Consider the following 18,219-nt stretch of genomic DNA (forward strand, 5'->3'; position numbering starts at 1 on the left):
TTAACGGTTAATTTAATGTAAAAATTTAGTAAATCTACCGTTTAGAAGACTTTGAAATATCCCGTCTACAGAGCTGGGAAATATTCTCAAGCTGTGCGGAACGGTCCGAGCCAAAGTTCGGTCTCGAACCTCGGTTTGAAGCCTTGACACAGTTCGTCAAGTCTCCAAACACGTCCGGTGGTATAAGTATGGGAGGATGCCTCCCATACTTATACCACTGCCACGGCACACAAATATTTCCCAGCTCTTCCGACTAATTTGTCAGTAATAATTTAATGCAAAGATATTCAAACGCTTTTATATCTATTCATAAATACAGCAGATGAATAATCTCAATTCTGGAAACGGCAGCTTATTTCTGACTAGCTTTACGATGCCATAAGAAAATTCCTAGCAACAATATCACACTAATCAAACATGATAAGCCAAAGGTCATATGCATCCCGTCAATAAATAACTGTGGTTTGCTAGGTATATATGACTTAACTCGGCTGCCGTTCAAAATTGACATTGAACCAAATAATAATGTTGTCGACATTGCTGAACCAACTACCATCCCGACTGTTCTGGCTAAACTGTAAACACTGCCGGCTGAGCCATAGTCTTTTTCATCGACGTTGCCCATAACTAAAACATTATTTGGAGAATGGAATAATCCGTTGCCTAATCCGGCGAAGGAAGCTCCTATAGCAAAAATCCAGATTGGATTGTGAAGTCCACTAATAACATAGAAAATCTGTCCAAAACTGATGATTGCTAAACCAACTAACGTAATTTTAAATGGATCGTGACGGTCAGCTAAGGACCCTGACATTGGGGCAATAAACAATTGTACAACTGGGAATATCAATAAGAAGAAGCCACTAAATAATGGGCTGAATCCACGAGCATTTTGTAGGTAAAATGGGGCCAAAACATCGAAGAAGAAATCAACGATAAAGACCATGAAACAAGCTAATAATTGCATCGTAAACCATTTATTTTTGAATAATGAAACTGGCAAGATTGGTTCAGATTGTTTGGATTCGTAGCGATAAAGAATAACTAACAAGATTAAACCAACAATCGTCAAACTGAGAATGCGCCAATCGGCCCAACCCCATTGTTGACTCAAGAGAATTCCGATAAACATGCTAGTAAAACCAACTAACAATAAAATCGAACCTGTTAAGTCAAATCCATCATTAGCAAAGGTTTTATCCAACTTACTAGGTAAATATTTAACTAAAATATACGTAGCAATAAATCCTATTGGAACATTCAACCAGAAAATAATGTGCCATGGGAAAAAGTTTAATAGAATTCCGCCCAAACTTGGTCCAATAATACCACCGAGTGAAACGAATGAACCCATCCACCCTAAGGCTTGACCGCGACGATTATCTGGAAAAACTTCTACAATAATCCCGTTTGAAGTAGCCATCGTCATCGCTGCTCCAATTGCTTGTAGACTACGTGACAAAATCAACGATAACCAATTAACTGATAAAGCACAGAGTGCCGAACTGACAACAAAGATAACTGTTCCCCATTTGAAAAATTTTATCTTGCCATACTTGTCACCTAATTTTCCAAAAATCATCAGAGTACTGCTCATAACAATTAAATACATCGTCACGACCCAATTAATCAGGCTCATGTTGGTATTCAGCGCCTTGCTCAAGACTGGTAGCGCAACGGTGACAATGCTACTATCTAGAGTAGACATGAATATCACAATTCCAACACCAATCAAAATCATTGTTAAATTTTTATTCTCAACTTGTTTCATAATTCCCCTCGATGCTATATATTAATATATATAGTTTAATACATAGTTTAGAATTGTAAAGGAGATTCATATGGCACGATCTAACACGTTACAATACATGATTCTAGGACTACTGACACGTACACCATTAACTGGTTATGACATTAAGCAAACCTTTGACAAAGAAAAAGCCGAATTTTGGACGGCACCTTTCAGCCAAATTTATCCGGAATTAAATCGGATGCTGAATGATGATTTAATTAGTCTCTTACCTACTACCGATATCAATACTCGTAAGAAGACTTACCAATTAACTGAGCATGGTCGCGATACCTTTGAAGAATGGTTAAAATTGCCACTATCTTCGCCTGAATCTACTTTAGATAACGATAACTTTATTCTGCGGTTACACTTCCTAGGTCATACAGACTCAGCTCTTTTGAAACAGTTATTAGCTTTGCGAGTTAAAACACTCAATCTTGAGATTGCGCAACTAGAATTTGAATTAGCCGAGGTCGTCAATCATCCTGAGCAGTACGGACGTGAATTGATTATCAAAAAAGAACTAAGTAATAAGAAATCTGACGTTAAACTTTGGAAAAAAGAATTAAAGTAATCGGACTGTGACATAACTATTTTTGCATTAAATATACAGCCTAAACGTGCTACGAAACATATCTCTTTCCGCTTAAAACAAATAGAGCAGTAATCCAAAATCGGATTACTGCTCTATTTGCCTTAATGCTCGAAAGCTGACCATGTTTTGTCGCACTCTCTAAATTTTAACGATTCCAATACCAATCAAACCTGGTCCGGTATGAACTCCCAATGCAGGTCCAACTTGACCCAAGAATTCTTCCTTACCTTTAATTCCATTATCATGTAATAAATCAAGCATCCTTTGACCACCAGGTTCATCAGCACCATGTCCAACTGCCAAAAGACAATCACTACCATCACTCAAGAATTCCTGAGCAAAGTTCAACAACATCTTTTGGCCCTTTTTCATACCACGAGCCTTGGCAGCAATCGTATATGAGCCATCAGTTTTACAAGTAATAATTGGCGCTAATTTCAAGATTCCACCAACGGCAGCGGCAGCAGCACTGATTCGACCACCAGCACGCAAGTATTCCAACGTTGGGATACAGAAGTAAACAACAGTTTTGGTAATCATCTCAGCAACTTTAGCTGTAACATCAGCAAATTCTTTGCCGTCATCAATCATATTTTTGGCCCCAACAGCAATCAATCCCGCTGCCACAGCAACTTGTTTTGTATCAAAATAAGCTGAGGTGAATCTATCGTCATCATCGAGAAAGACTTTCAAAAAATTAAATGTCCCGCTCAAACTTGATGAAACTGAAATTGAGACAATGTGATCATATCCATCCGCAGCAATCTTATCGAGTGTCTCTTGAATCGACTCACCTGAAGGCAATGAAGTCTTAGGAATTTCGACCGGAAGATTTTTATAAACTTCTTCAGCTGAAATTTCTACACGATCAAGGTATGTCCGGTCATGGTAAGCAATTTGCATTGGTAATTCATAGATACCAGGTTTTTCGAGATATTCTTTCGGTAAATCGCAACAAGAATCTACCAATACAGCAATCTTTTCCATTATAATTAACTCTTTTCGTCTAAATTATTCGTTTCAATCATTAATATTTTTTTCGTAATTAATTTTGTAGCAAAAGCCATCGTGACCATTTCCACCAACAAATAAGCTGATGACTGGTTTTTTTCGGAAAGCACTTGACCTTCTTCACGATGATTGAGCATCTTCAATGCCAATTCCTGCTTGTCACAGAAAAAGTCATATGCTTTAGCAATACCACCTTTTGATCTCGTTTGAATCTCTAACCCATCTTGAATGTCATTGATAGAAACTACTTGTTTCAAAAAAGTAATGGCAATCAAATAGGCTAAATGTTCACGAGTATAGCGTTTCTTCTCAGGATGTGGCAACAAGCCATTCTTAACATAGTTATTAACCATTGAGGTTGTGACAACTGGACTATCCTCCAACCAAACTGGACCGATATATTTATCAACTAGTGTTAATAATTGATCACGATACAAGTCCAATTCAGGTAGTTCCTCAAATCTTGGCAAGTGATAGTTTTCCATATTATCTAACCATGTTTGCAATTCATCCATAAGTAACCGCTCTCCTTTTGTAATTACCATTATAATTTATCATAGTTATTCTAACTATTCAATCTAGTTTCTAAAACTAGGTGTAAAAATATTATATATGTGTCTGCCGTTTCCAGAGCTGAGAGTATTCATTCTGCTGCGCGGCACGGCTCGAGCCAAAGAACGGTCTCGAACCTCGGTTGAAGCCTTTCCAAAGGGCGGAAAATCTCCAACACGTCCGGTGGTGTAAGAGCTGAAGCTCTAACGCCACTTTCGCTGCAGATGAATACTCTCAGCTCTTCCAACTAATCTTTTCTTTATGAAGAGTAATTAATGGGGATTTTGTTCATCTTTAAATCAAAAAATACTGTAACGGCAATAATTATATTCAATTTGAATTTCATTAGATCAAAAAGACTTATACTCAAACCCAATTAGGAGCTTCCAAAATATAAAATTCAAAATGAAGAATAAGTGAAATAACTAGTCGGAAGGACAGAGAATATTTACCCGCTGTGGGTGTGGCGTTATGGCTTTAGCCATTACACCACCGGGCGTGTTTGAAGACTTACCGGTCCTTGGTAAGTCTTCAAACCGAGGTGTGAGACCTTGGCTCACGCCGGTCCGCATAGCAGGTAAATGTTCTCTGTCCTGGAGACGGATAGCAAAAAAGCCCTGAATACTATTCAAGACTTTCCTTCAAATCATGTTCGCGCCAACCCATTGCTATTACTAGCGCTAAGCCCGCGGTTGTCAATAAAATAATATAACCAACATTACGACCGAAATTCGTGTCACCTAAATACAAATCGCCTAGTAACGTTGCCAAAACTGCTACCCAGATACCAATGCGCTGTACTTTGGTAAAGGCTGTTCCAGTTTGACTCCGTCTTTCTCTCTTCGTAATGTATGGTAATACAAAACCTAACCCAATTAAAACAATAATGGCTACAAAATTAATAACTAATTCATACCACCACATTGATGAACCGAATGGGACATCTTGTGGCCCTACGGCAGCTATTGTAGCTACTCCTGTTAGGAGCAAACACCACCAACCGACAATTAATGATAATTTTTTATTTTTAATATAAACGTACCCTGAACTGAACTTGTCATCATGCCATCTGACTTTGATAAAGGACCAGAAGATCCAACAAGTTACACCAGGTGAAATAATTCCATTCAAGTTTAACAGCCAGTTGAAAATATCTTTCATGTTTGGCAATAAAATACCTAAGAACATGATAAAGGCACTCAAGCCAACTGTTAACAAATACCCGTTGATAGGTAACCCTGCGGAATTAGTTTTGCGCAAAAACTTGGGCATGTACTTATTGCCTGTATCAGAAATCAACATTCTCGTCATTGCATTCAACAAGACGGCCAATAAGGCAGCTAAATAGAAAATTTCTGTAAAGGCAAAGAGATACATCAATGTATTCCCCATATGGAATCGATTGCCCAAAGCTTGGAACGCATAATAGGATCCGTTGATTTTCAAATCATCTGGTAAATGATAGGCGTTGAAAAAGACACCTAATGAGAATGATCCAAAAATTGTTAAGAATCCAGTCATCACTGACAACATAATCATGGCTTTTGGAAAGTCACGGTTAGGATTACGCATCTTCGTTACAAATGGCGCAATTCTTTCAGCACCATTAATAGCAAAGATCAAAAATCCTAAAGTCGTCAGATAATGCAGATTAAATGTAGGTACAATTGTGTGGACGGTCAACGGCTTGGTCGCAATGTGACCACCCATCGAAAGAGCCGTTACGGTCATCAAAACGAATAAGACCGTCATTCCAAACATGGCGATTCCACCAATAGTACTCAGTATTTCAAGCGATCGCTCGAAACGGGATTGGATGATTATGAAAAAGATAAAGATCAACAATGTAAATAGTGCAAAATGACTGTTTGACATCTGTGTCTGTAGCTTTGCGTTACCGTTAACGACCCATCCTAATGCCACCGCGATAGTATTTGCGGTATCAACAACATAAGGAATTGAGGCAGCCCAATATGTCCACGCTGCGAAATAGCCTAAGAACTCTCCACTAGTTTCTCTTACCCAAGATGTTAATCCACCACCGTCGTCATCGAACGTGGACCCCAACTGGCCCACCATCAACGAGTACGGAATAACATAAAGGAGAATCATAATGATCCAGGACGTTATAACGCCCATTCCTTGGTTTTGGAAGTTGTAAGTCAGGTCATCAAACCCAACAACTGTCACAAAATCCATCAGGGCCAACACTGGCCAGCTGATATACTTCTTCTTTGTATCTAATTCTGTCATGGCGTTTTCCTCAAGTGAAAATAAATCATTCTTTCTAATTTATTCACCTAACGGTTACTTCAAATATACAATATTTAAAAATAAATAGTAGAGAAATGATTTAAAAATATCAAAAAAATTAAGCGCTTACTTCCCCGACATGACCGCAATCATACAGATTGACCTTTTGGTATACATTATGGAAAGTTAAGCAACTCGAAATATTTTACCATAAAAAAACTGGCTAGCATACAGAAATATTTTATGTAACCTTTTCTAAATGATGCCGTTAAAAAAAGAACGTGATAAAAGTTAATTTACCACGTTCTTTTTGAATTATTTTTCAGCTAAATTATATTCTTTCCAGCCAAATGCTACTACTAGCGCAATTCCCAAAATACTTAACATAACAATTGAAACGATGTTGTGCTCGTAATTAGAACCACCCAAGTATAAATCACCAACAATTGTTAAGAACAATGCAGCTAAGATACCAATCCATTGTAGACGTGTAAAGGCTGAACCTGTTGTACTACGTGTCTCACGGCGAGTAACGTATGGCAACAAGGCCCCTAATCCAATCAAGACGATCAGAGATACAAAGTTAATAATTAACTCATACCACCAAGTTGATCCACCAAAGGTAACATCTTGAGGTCCGATACCAAAAATTGTCGCTATGGCAGTGATAATTAAGCACCACCAACCAACTGACAATGCTAATTTATCATTTTTGATATAAACATAATCAGATGGGAACTTTTTACTATCTTGACGAATTTTAATAAATGCGAAGAAAATCCAGCAAGTAACACCTGGTGAAATGATTCCGTTCAAGTTTAATAGCCAATTGAAGATATCATTCATACTTGGCAAGAAAATACCAAGCAACATGATGAACGCGCTCAAACCACAAGTTAATAAATAACCATTAACTGGCAATCCATTACCATTAGTTTTACGTAAAACCTTTGGCATGTATTTAGCACCGGTATCTGAAATCAACATTCTTGTCATTGCATCCAACAAAACTGCCAACAACGCTGCTAAATAGAAAACTTCTGTCCAAGCAAAGATGTACATTAACAAGTTACCTAGATGATATTGTTCACCCAAAGCTTGGAATGCATAGTATGAACCATTCATCTTCAAGTCATTTGGTAAATGATAAGCGTCAAAGAATACACCCAATGAGAATGAACCAAAGATAGTTAGAAAGGCCGTCATAACGGCTAACATAATCATAGCTTTAGGAAATTCACGTTTAGGATGACGCATTTTCGTAACGAACGGTGCAATCAATTCAGCACCATTAACGGCATAAATCAATAAACCAATAGTCGTTAGATAATGTAAATCAAATTTTGGAACAATTGTATGAATATTCATTGGTTGCGTTGCGATGTGACCACCCATTGATAAAGCGGTGAATGTCATCAGAACGAATAACACTGTCATTCCGAACATAGCAATTCCACCAATCGTACTCAATACTTCCAATGAACGTTTGAAACGAGACTGAACAAAAATAAAGACGATAAATGTTATCAAAGTCCAAAAGGCAAACCAGCCGTTCGACATATGACTTTGCAAACGTGCATTACCATAATAGGCCCAGCCTAAACCAACAACAATTGAGTTGGCTGTGTCAACAACGTAAGGAATTGACGCTGCCCAGTAAGTCCACGCAGTAAAGTATCCTAGAAACTCCCCACTAGTTCCACGGACCCATGAAGTTAGTCCACCACCTTCGTGATTGAAAACTGATCCTAATTGACCAACCATTAATGAATATGGGATGACATATAAAAATAGCATGATAATCCATGAAGTAATAACACCCATACCTTGGTTTTGAAAGTTATATGTTAAATCATCAAAACCGATTACGGTAACAAAATCCATTAAGGCAAGAATTGGCCAACTAATATAGCTCTTTTTTGGTTCCAAATCTTCCATAAATAATCTCCCCGATAAAATATTTATATATAAAACACAAGTTTATATTTTACAACTTATTAAATTACAACAATAGGGGTGAAAACACTTACTTTAGATTTTATTTGCCGTCTCCAGAGCTGAGAGCAAGTATCACCTGCTATGCGGACCGGTCCGAGCCTGGGGGCGGTCTCGAACCTCGGTTTGAAGCCTCGCAAAAACCGCGAGTCTCCAAACTCGCCCGGTGGTGTAACGGCTAAAGCCGTAACGCCACAACCACAGCAGGTGATACTTGCTCTCAGCTCTTCCGACTAATTTATTTTTTTATAACTAGATCAATAAAACTGGCAATACAATATATGAATTCCTTTAAAAATACGATAACTTGTATCAGCAAAATGTTAATACAAGCATTACATAAGACAAATTTAGAATCCAAATTAAATTAGAAACAAGGCTATACCCTAATCGGAGGTCGTCAGTAATATAGTCCAGCAGTGAAAGTGGCGTTACGGCTTTAGCCGTTACACCACAGGACGAATTTTGAGACGTGGTTTTCGGCTCAAAATCGAGGGTCGAGACCGCACTTTGGCTCGAGCCGGTCCCACAGCAGGACTATATTACTGACGACCGGAGCACCCTAAATAAAAAGAGCATCTCAATTATGAGATACCCTTTTTCAAAAGCTATTCATTTACTTCATCGTTATCTAATTCTTCAATTCCTAATGTAACGTTCTTCTTAGAATTTTCAACAGCATCAATTCCGACTAAAGCCACCATATCAACTGTAATACTGTGATACTTTTCGCTTGCATCAACTTTATCGTCGCTCGTTACCATGGTCGTTGGACGGATAACAACTGTTCTAAAACTACGTTTGTTCAGGTTATCTTCTGCATCACGTTTTGTTTGGATATAACGTTTGTTAGCTCCAGGAATATCTTCAGCTGAAATGTAAACGAAGACTGGAACTTTGTTTGCTTCGGCTGCATCCGCAATATTCAAAGCACTTTGATAGTTAACTTTTTCGAAAGTTAAATTCTCGTTTGGTTGTTCTTTATATTCACCGATCGTATCAACTACGACATCAGCGTCTTTCAAATTTTCAGTCCAGAATCCTTTTGACAAAGCATTGCCGATTTTCCAATCAACTTGTTTGTGCCATGCGTCATTGCCTAGTGGTTCACCCGTTCTGGAAACACTTGTTACTGAATCTCCATTTTCAATAAATGCTTTAGCAAACTCACTACCAACAAATCCGTTTGCACCAAAAATTACTACTTTTTTTGCCATAATTACTATTTCTCCCTTATTCTAAGTTCTATTCGAAATCGGAAAATGCTTCGTCAATCGCATGATAGTCGGTATTTCCTAGATCCACGTTTAATGCTTTAACATTTTGTTCAACTTGTGCTGGTTTTCTAGCTCCTGGTATAACGATTGAAATATCAGGATTCTTCATGTACCAAGCCAAGATAACTTGCGCTACTGTGGCATCGTACTTCTTAGCCAACTTGCGACCTTGGTCAATCGCTGCCAATACTTTATCAAACTGCGCTGGTGTGTATTGACTGAATTTCTTGGCATCTGCTGCACTGTACTTTCCCGTCAACAAACCTGATGCTAATGGGAAATATGGTACAAATGAAATATCGTTTTGGCGCAAGTATGGGAATAATTCTTTCTCTGCATCCCTATGTAGCAGACTGTAATTATCCTCAACGATGTCGACCAAGCCATCCTTGTTAGCCTCTTTAATCTGAGCCAATGAGAAATTCGAAACACCAATTGCCTTGATTTTGCCAGCTTGTTTAAGTTCATTCAAAGCAGCGACAGCCTCATTCTTTGGCGTTTGTTCATCTGGAAAGTGAATGTAAAAGATATCAATATAATCTGTTTTGAGACGTTTCAATGCCTCATCAACAGCATTCTTTAAAAATTTTGGATCATTATTATTCTTTAAATCATTGTTTGAATCCTGAGCAGCCTTAGTGGCAATCACTAACTTACTCCGATCATAGTTTTGAATCACATCACCAATAATCTCTTCGGAACGCCCCAAACCGTACATGTAAGCCGTGTCCAAAGTTGTAATTCCACTCTCAATTGCTTCTTTAACGACTGCATAACCGTCCTCATCTTTCAAATTCGGGAAGAGATTATGTCCTCCAACCTTGTTAGTACCAAGGCCGATTTTCTTACTCGTCACATCTGTGTTACCAATTCTAATCAAATTCTCCATTAACAGCGAGCCTCCTCATTACAATCGGGTTGTTTTGAAACCGTTACCTTTATAATAGCTCAATGAAAACAAAAAAAATAAGATTATGCATATTTAGCATAATCTTATTTTTATATTTTAATCTTCAGAAGGTACTTCGCGACTTTCACGTTTCTCTTCTAAGGAGTTACGAACAGCTGCTTCCGTAGCTTTACGGCGCTTAGCAAGCTCGCTATTTTCAATTTTATCTTTAACAACTTCCAATTCATCAACTTGTGGATGTGCTTCAGGATTGTTACGTCTGAAGATAGCCATAACACCATAAGCAATCTTTTCGCCAATAAGTGTAATCAATGAACCAAATAGGATTACGACAATACCGAAAATAGTATTGGCGTTCATTGATTCGCCTAAAATGAACAAAGCTAGAACGGGAGCCAAAGCTGGTTTAACAAGGAAAATCAATGATGCTTGTAAAATACCAACTTTTTCCATTGATACGAAGTACAAACCGAAAGCCACACCAGTGACAAGCACGGAAATGTAAAGAATCAATGGCAATGTTTGAAGACTGATGCCTTGGAAATATGGAATTCTAGAAAATTCAGAAAAGCCACTAGGAATAGCGTTAGCAACAGCTGGAATATGAGTAATACCCATTAAAATACCAAGCTCTGTAGCACCAAACAAGAAAGCTAAACAAGTCATTGAAAGACCATTCAAGCCTAACTTGCCGCCATAGACACGTGACATAACTCCATAAATACCAAAGATAATTGATGACAAAAGACCTAAGACGATCCCCATTGCCCCGGAAAGGTGGAATGGATTGATGATAATCAAGAGACCAACTAATGTTAGGATCAAAGCCAAGACGTTGGTTCTGGATAATTTTTCTTTTAGGAACACGAAGCCAATGATCAAACCAAAAATTGGGTTGGCACTCAACATAATGGCAATGACAGAAGCTTTAGTCATTCCGATTGATAGTTGATAAAGTGTCATACTCAAAACTACGATAACAAATCCAGTTAGCGCAATTTTTCCCCAACCTGATCTGTCGATTCGAACATTATTCTTCTTTAGGTAAAGAATAGTAAATGGTAATAAAGCCAATCCACCAATCAAGAATCTAATAAAATTCAATTCGATTGGATTAAACTGTCCTCCAGCAATCTTCAACGCAATTTCCATTGAGCTGAATAAGAATGTTGGTATCAATATGTATAGAAAACCCTTTAAATTCAAAACTTAATGTCATCCCCATTTTTTATAAGTGAATATGTTTAGTGTACTCTCATTTTTGGGTCGTAAAAAATGTAAGTGTTTCCAGTTATTAAATATTCCGTCTCCGGAGCTGATTTATTTTTTAACTGATAATAATAGGAATATTTACGAATCATTTTCATATATAAATAGACTACAGTCCGTCCTCTTATGGAAAACTGTAGTCTATTCAATTTCAATATTCTTTACTTATTAATTGTTGCTTTACTGTAGCCTTTTCCGAACGTTAAATCGTATTGGACTAATTTATAATCATGCAATAGTTTCTTCTGTGATTCTGTTAAATCTTTCGTTGAAACTTGTTTACTATTGGAATCAACATAGAGGTTTTCGTTCGTTCCAACACTGTTTTTCGCCATTGCTGGTATCTTCTCTTGAACCTTTGTTAATAGCGCATAGTAAGGCGTTACTTGTTGATTCATCTGCTTCAAAGCCAATGGAATGAATCCGTTTGGATCGGTTATCTTGGTTGAGTCAGTTAACTTCTTTGTCCCGTAACCATGGTTGATTGCGTACTTATTACTATATATAAAGTAATCTGTTTCGTGCTGAATGACGTTATAATCATTCATTGAATTTTTAGCGTACAAACCTGGCAAGTGATCGCCATACCAAACAACGGTGATTGGTTTTTTGATTGCATCTAATTTATCCAAGAAATCTTGGGTCGAATTATCAGTGAAGTTAATACTTTTAGCATAGTTTCCTACTTGTAGTGGAATCTCCGCACCCTTACCATTCGTGACAGTAAACTGATTATTGTCATACATAACGTTATAAGGCATATGATTTTGCATTGTGACCAAACTTATAAATTGACCACCTTTATTTTGATTAACTTGCCACAAAGTATTTTTGTAAGAGGCTTCATCGCTGACATAAGGGTTGTTACCGATTGTATCGGTGTATTTGAGTGCTAGTTTTCCCTTAGAATCAATATTTCTAAAACTTTGAAAACCAAATTTTGGATATACCGTCTGACGATCGTAAAAGTTTCCGTGGAATGGGTGAATGGCTGCCGACTTCTTGAAACTATTGACGATGTTGACTGGGTGATCTTGTTTCGTAACTAGCTGTGTATATGGCGATTGTAGCGATTTCGAAAATTGATTGAATGCCAAGCCGGTGAAAGTCATATATTCCATATTGGCAGTTCCCCCACCGTAACCTGAGCTGAGCATCAATCCAGAGGTATTTTCCTTTTTAATATTCATAATCTTGGGAGCAGCTTCTTGGCTAATCTTAATATTCGGTACTCGACTAGGATCCGCAAAACTTTCGCTCAAAACAAAAATCAATGTCTGGTCACTCAAATTATGATTGGGACGATTTTGATTAATATTGTCAGCAACATTTTGATATTTGGTAACTAAATTTTTCATTGCTGTCTTATTATAACCGCTTGGTTGATCCATAATATCGACGTGCATATTACCTAAAAAGGTTAATAGTGGACCATTAGTTGTGGCCGTCATACTAATATTAGGCGTGAAATTAGAATAACCCGCTTTGGTCATCAATTTGTTGATAGTCGAGCCTTCCTTATTAACGTTATAAAAGACACCAATACTTGAAATTGCCAAAACCACTAGGACAACTCTTGTAACGATGTTAAAACGCCATAACTTATTCGAGAAAATCTTCTCCAAAATTACACAGACCGTAACGACCAGTAAAACGACGGCAACGACAATCAAAACCACTTTGCCACTGATCATTGAAAGCATTTCTTTTGCGTTGGATAGAAATCCCAGATCACTTGGTAACACTGGCTCTGAACGGTACATAACTTTTAATTTATTTGCCACAATATAAATCGCGAAGAACACGTAAAATACGGCAGTCGCATAGAAAAAGCGATTAAACAGCCCGTACACACCTAAATACAGCAACGTCAAAATCAATGCCGTTATTAAATATGGAACGACATTGGTTTTGAACAAAATGCCGTTAGTCATTTCAAAAATTCCAGTCTGCGAATAGTTCAGTAAATAACCGACAATAAAAGCCGATAGAATAATAAAGAATATTTGTAGACAATGTAAGAAGATATTAGATTTATTTTTATGCATAATAAAAACACCCTTATTTGTTAATTCAATAACTTATATAGTAACTCATTTTCAACAGTACTCTGAAATTAATGTAATAAAAAAATGTGAATTCCAATAAATGAAATTCACATTTTTAATTATTCTCATTAAATCAATTTCTTTAAATGATACGCATATAACCTATTAATTTAATCCAGATATACATTAGCTGGAGGTTTCAGGTGAATGGGGTACGCTGTGGAGGTGGAGTTAGGACGAGCGGTTCTCTCGTTCTTACTCCACAGGGCGAATTTGGAGACTTGCTGCTTTTGCAAGGCTTCAAATCGAGGGACGAGACCTTGGCTCGGCCCGGTCCTCAACCCCATTTACCTAAAACCGGAGGCGGCCCTACTTGTTAATAGTAGCCTTTGAATAATTCTTACCAGCTGTTAAATCATATTGAACCAATTCATAATCATGAATCAATTTCTTTTGTTTAGCTGTCATATCCTTGGTAGTTACTTCCTTACTATCTTTGTTGACATACAAAGAATTGCTACCCTCGGCAACGTTTTTAGCCATCGCAGGTACTTCTTCTTGCACTTTAGTCAATAGAGCATAATATGGTGTAACTTTCTGATTCATCTGTTTCAATGCCAATGGAATAAATCCGTTTGGATCGGTCACTTCTGTTGAATCAGTTAACTTATCCGTTCCGTAATTATGATCACGGGCATACTTGTTACTGTAGATAAAGTAGTCTGTCTCATGTTCGGGAACGTTATATTGATACATATTATCATTGTCATAAATACCAGGCAAATGGTCACCGTACCAGACCATTGTAATTGGCTTTTTAATATTATCCAATTTAGCCAAGAAATCCTTGGTTTCAGTATCAGTAATACTCATACCTTTAGCATAATTGTTAACTTGGTCACGTGTTTTATCTAGAACCCCTGCCCCAGTATTCTTAAATTCATTTTTAGCATATTGATTCAAGTATGGCATGTGATTTTGCATAGTTACCAAATTGATAAATTGGCCACCACTTGTTTGATTAATTTGCCAAAGTGCATCTTTATAAGCTGAATCATCACTGATATATTCCATTCCCGGAATAGTGTTGGTGTATTTAAGCGCTGGATTTCCTTTAGTATCAAGGTTTCTAAATGATTGAATCCCAAAGGTTCTATAAACTGAATTTCTATTATAGAAATTACCATGATAAGGATGGATGGCTGCAGAAGTCTTAAAGTTATTCGAAATATTGATAGGATTTTCCTGTTTGTTAACAACCTGTGTATAAGGCGATTGCAAAGTGTCAGAAAATTGATTCATTGCCAAGCCAGTCAAAGCCATGTATTCCATGTTGGCAGTACCACCGCCGTAACCAGAACTCATCATCAATCCTGAAGTTGTATTATTTTTAATATTTCTAATATTAGGCATTGGATCTTGGTTCATCTTAATATTAGGCACACGAGTTGGGTCAGAGAAACTTTCACTTAGGACAAAAATTAATGTTTGTTTGCTCAAATCGTTGTTATCACGGTCTTTATTGATACCCTTAGCCTCTTGACGATACTTTTTAACAATATCTTCCATTGCTTGTTTGCTGTACCCCTTGGGTTTATCCATAATATCAACGTGGATATTACCTAAGAACGTCAACATAGGGCCATTCGTATTAGCCGATTTATTAATGTTAGAATCCAAATTTGTGTAACCCGTTGCAGCTAAGATTTTATAAGTTGCTGAATTTGTATCACTGGCTGTATAAAATATCCCGATACTGAAAGCAGTTAATGCAATAAAAATCAGCCTTGTAACGGGTCTAAAACGCATCGTTAATTTTCCAAAATGGTGTTCTAATAATATGAACACGCCAATAGCAACGATAAATACGACAATCATCGCAACAATTAACTTGGCCGTTACCATCGACATCAAACTCTTAATATTCTTCAATAATAAGAGATCACTTGGTAAGACTGGTTCAGAACGATATGTAACTTTCAAACGATCGGCCACAGCGTAAATCAAAAAGAAGATAAAGTAGAACGCTGAAGCGTAAAAAAATCGATTAAATAGTCCATACAACCCCAAATAAATTATAAATAAAATCAAGACAGTTAATAAATACGTATTCAAATTACTTAACAGTACGATTGACATTGTGAATAGAAAGTCATTAGTTTGAGCGTAGTTTAAAACGATCCCCACAGCGAAAGACGACGCTATCATAAATAATATCTGCAAGATTCCTAAAACATTAATTTTTTTATGCATTAAATAAAACACCCTCATCATATAATCATAATATGTATTTTAAACCAATTATTTTTAATATCTAGGGAAATATTATAACGCCCATCAAATAATAGCAACATTGGTCGGAGTTATATTAAGTTCATGCCATTTTCCGTTTCCAGAGTTTAGATTATTCATCTGCCGCACGGTAGAGTTATAGTCAAGGCACAGTCTCAAGCCTTGGTCGGAACCGTGCAAAATAGGCAAGCTTCCATAACGACGCTTTCACAGAAAATTAATAATAAAATACAACCATATTTGTCGTTAAAACAGTTATGGTTGTACTTTTTTACATTCAGTCACAAATAAATAATACGAGAGCTTTATTTCCTCCTTATTACTTAATATCATCAGCATAAAGCTGCGGTATTTCATCTAAAAACTTTTCTCTCTTTTCATCAGTCGTCACATTAGCTTCACCAAAATGGATCCAATTAACTGTCTTAGGGTCAATTCCTAAATCGGCTAAGGTTCTATTAATAAAAACATCCTTGATTGGATTGCCACAGTCTCTTTCCAAATATGATGCAGGTACGGTCGACGTCGTTATAACGGTGACTCGTTTAATGTACGTTAATAAGCCTTTCCAGCCGTTATCTTCGTTATACGCAAATCCGTTTAACATTGTTTTGTCTAAAAAGCCTTTTAACATTGCGGGCATCCCTTGCCACCAAATGGGGAAAATGAAAATCAATTCATCAGAGGCCGCAATTCTACGTTGATACCTGCGAACTAATTCATCGTCTGTTTTGCCCTGACTGTATAGCTTTAATTCTGCATCGGTCAAAGTCGGATTGAAGTTGTCGGCATAAGGATTGATTATTTCAAATTCCTCATCATTTTTAGAAAAAGAATTCGACAATCTATTTAAAATCTCATGGTTGAAACTCCCTGCATATGGATGAGTATAAATAATTGTTTTCATATTCAAAATCTCCTTGTCACTTCATACCGTATAGTATATTATCTTTTGACCCGTTGCCGGACCCAATAAAGGGATAATTTTATGGTCTAATTTGACTTTGGTATACCCATCTCAAGAGTCGCTTAGATAACAAAAAAATTCGAGTTCTCCCAATGTAAATTGAAATTACTCGAATTTTTACTTTTTTGACTATTCAAAATAGCCGAATATTAATTAGCAACCTACTTAATTATCATTGAATTTTCCAGAAATAGACATTGTTGGTTGGATATTGATAAATGCATCTGGATCGACGTTCATAATAATTTTCTTTGCAAAGAATAGTTGATACTTTGTCAAAACAGTTGTAATTGATCCGATTTCTTCACCTGAATAAGCACCTTGTAAGTGATAATCCAACGTTAATCCACGATTCAATGACTTTAATAATTCTTTTGAGATATCATCGATTTTGTGTGAATAAATCGTAACGGTGATTTTTTGTTGTTGAATATACATTTTATCAATCACTACATTTGTAATGTATATTGAAATAATTGTATACAAAGCTAATTCCCAACCGAATGCAAAACCAGCAATTGTAATAATGATTGCATTAATAGCAAAACTAACTTGACCAACTGAACGACCGGTACTCTTTTGAACAATCAAAGCGATAATATCGGTCCCACCTGTTGAAAATCCATAACGGAAACATAGTCCAATCCCAGATCCTGAAAGGATTCCCCCAAAGACAGCTGATAAAAGCGGATCTTTTGTTAATGGATATAGCGGAACAATCAAAATGAAAAGCGATGCTGAAACAACGGATATAATTGATAATATCGTAAACTTTTTACCTAATTTGAACCATGCCAACAATATAAGTGGCAGATTCAACAAGGCGTACCAAAGATAAACTGGTGTATCCATATGAGCAAATTCATTTAACAAGTTGACTATCAACTGTGACGCACCAGTAACCCCACTGGTATAAAGCTTGGCCGGCTGTAGAAGTAATTGAATACCTAAAGCCGAGGTTATTCCATAAAATAAAGCTGCTAAAATACTTTTATAATAGTTCTTCACAAATGTCATGAAATCCCCTCCCACATCTATTTAGATTTGATTACTCATCATCTGAATTATAGCAAACAAGGCACCTGAAAAAATACCTTAAGCAGATTATTGTTGATAAGTTTTTCTGCACTCTATAATTAGTCTAATCTTGGCCAATTCCAGGGCTGAGAATATTCACCTGCTATGCGGACCGGTCCGAGCCAAAGTACGGTCTCGAACCTCGGTTTGAAGCCTCGCACAACCCGCGAGTCTCCAAACT

13 protein-coding genes are annotated in these 18,219 nt (G+C 36.9%); 1 reads left to right on the forward strand and 12 read right to left on the reverse strand.

Annotated elements, in window-relative coordinates:
* Positions 1–352: 352 nt before the first annotated feature.
* Positions 353–1,771 carry an MFS transporter gene (locus tag AAA923_RS06385; protein WP_338215593.1) on the reverse strand — a complete coding sequence of 473 codons (1,419 nt, stop codon included), beginning with the start codon at positions 1,769–1,771 and terminating at the stop codon, positions 353–355.
* Positions 1,772–1,841: 70 nt separating this feature from the next.
* Between AAA923_RS06385 and AAA923_RS06390 the strand changes: the two genes are divergently transcribed.
* Positions 1,842–2,366, forward strand: coding sequence for a PadR family transcriptional regulator (locus AAA923_RS06390; protein WP_338215595.1), 525 nt, complete (start codon positions 1,842–1,844; stop codon positions 2,364–2,366).
* A gap of 159 nt (positions 2,367–2,525) precedes the next feature.
* On the opposite strand, the gene AAA923_RS06395 is transcribed toward AAA923_RS06390, so the two are convergent.
* The 11 genes from AAA923_RS06395 to AAA923_RS06445 form a co-directional block, all read right to left on the reverse strand.
* Entirely contained in the window at positions 2,526–3,374 is an 849-nt protein-coding gene (locus AAA923_RS06395; protein WP_338215597.1) for a DegV family protein, read from the reverse strand.
* 5 nt (positions 3,375–3,379) lie between these two features.
* Positions 3,380–3,913 (reverse strand): DUF1836 domain-containing protein, encoded by a 534-nt coding sequence (locus tag AAA923_RS06400; RefSeq protein WP_338215598.1) that lies wholly within the window; start codon positions 3,911–3,913, stop codon positions 3,380–3,382.
* Positions 3,914–4,574: 661 nt separating this feature from the next.
* Positions 4,575–6,203, reverse strand: a complete 1,629-nt coding sequence (locus tag AAA923_RS06405) for an APC family permease (protein ID WP_338215600.1) — start codon at positions 6,201–6,203, stop codon at positions 4,575–4,577.
* 315 nt (positions 6,204–6,518) lie between these two features.
* Positions 6,519–8,141, reverse strand: coding sequence for an APC family permease (locus AAA923_RS06410; protein ID WP_338215602.1), 1,623 nt, complete (start codon positions 8,139–8,141; stop codon positions 6,519–6,521).
* Between the two features lie 665 nt (positions 8,142–8,806).
* Entirely contained in the window at positions 8,807–9,415 is a 609-nt protein-coding gene (locus AAA923_RS06415) for an NAD-dependent epimerase/dehydratase family protein (RefSeq protein ID WP_338215604.1), read from the reverse strand.
* A gap of 28 nt (positions 9,416–9,443) precedes the next feature.
* Positions 9,444–10,364, reverse strand: coding sequence for an aldo/keto reductase (locus AAA923_RS06420; protein ID WP_338215606.1), 921 nt, complete (start codon positions 10,362–10,364; stop codon positions 9,444–9,446).
* 117 nt (positions 10,365–10,481) lie between these two features.
* The gene (locus AAA923_RS06425) at positions 10,482–11,591 is read right to left on the reverse strand and encodes a DMT family transporter (protein ID WP_338215608.1); all 1,110 of its coding nucleotides are present in this window, start codon (positions 11,589–11,591) and stop codon (positions 10,482–10,484) included.
* A gap of 224 nt (positions 11,592–11,815) precedes the next feature.
* The gene (locus AAA923_RS06430; RefSeq protein ID WP_338215610.1) at positions 11,816–13,702 is read right to left on the reverse strand and encodes an LTA synthase family protein; all 1,887 of its coding nucleotides are present in this window, start codon (positions 13,700–13,702) and stop codon (positions 11,816–11,818) included.
* Between the two features lie 369 nt (positions 13,703–14,071).
* Positions 14,072–15,955, reverse strand: a complete 1,884-nt coding sequence (locus AAA923_RS06435) for an LTA synthase family protein (protein ID WP_338215611.1) — start codon at positions 15,953–15,955, stop codon at positions 14,072–14,074.
* A 358-nt stretch (positions 15,956–16,313) separates the two neighbouring features.
* Positions 16,314–16,901 (reverse strand): NAD(P)H-dependent oxidoreductase, encoded by a 588-nt coding sequence (locus tag AAA923_RS06440; RefSeq protein ID WP_338215613.1) that lies wholly within the window; start codon positions 16,899–16,901, stop codon positions 16,314–16,316.
* Between the two features lie 225 nt (positions 16,902–17,126).
* On the reverse strand, positions 17,127–17,978 hold the full coding sequence (locus AAA923_RS06445) for a YitT family protein (protein WP_338215615.1): 852 nt from the start codon (positions 17,976–17,978) through the stop codon (positions 17,127–17,129).
* Positions 17,979–18,219 lie beyond the last annotated feature (241 nt).

Origin of the sequence: Companilactobacillus muriivasis, from assembly GCF_036246245.1 — a bacterium.
Classification (GTDB): Bacteria; Bacillota; Bacilli; order Lactobacillales; family Lactobacillaceae; genus Companilactobacillus; species Companilactobacillus muriivasis.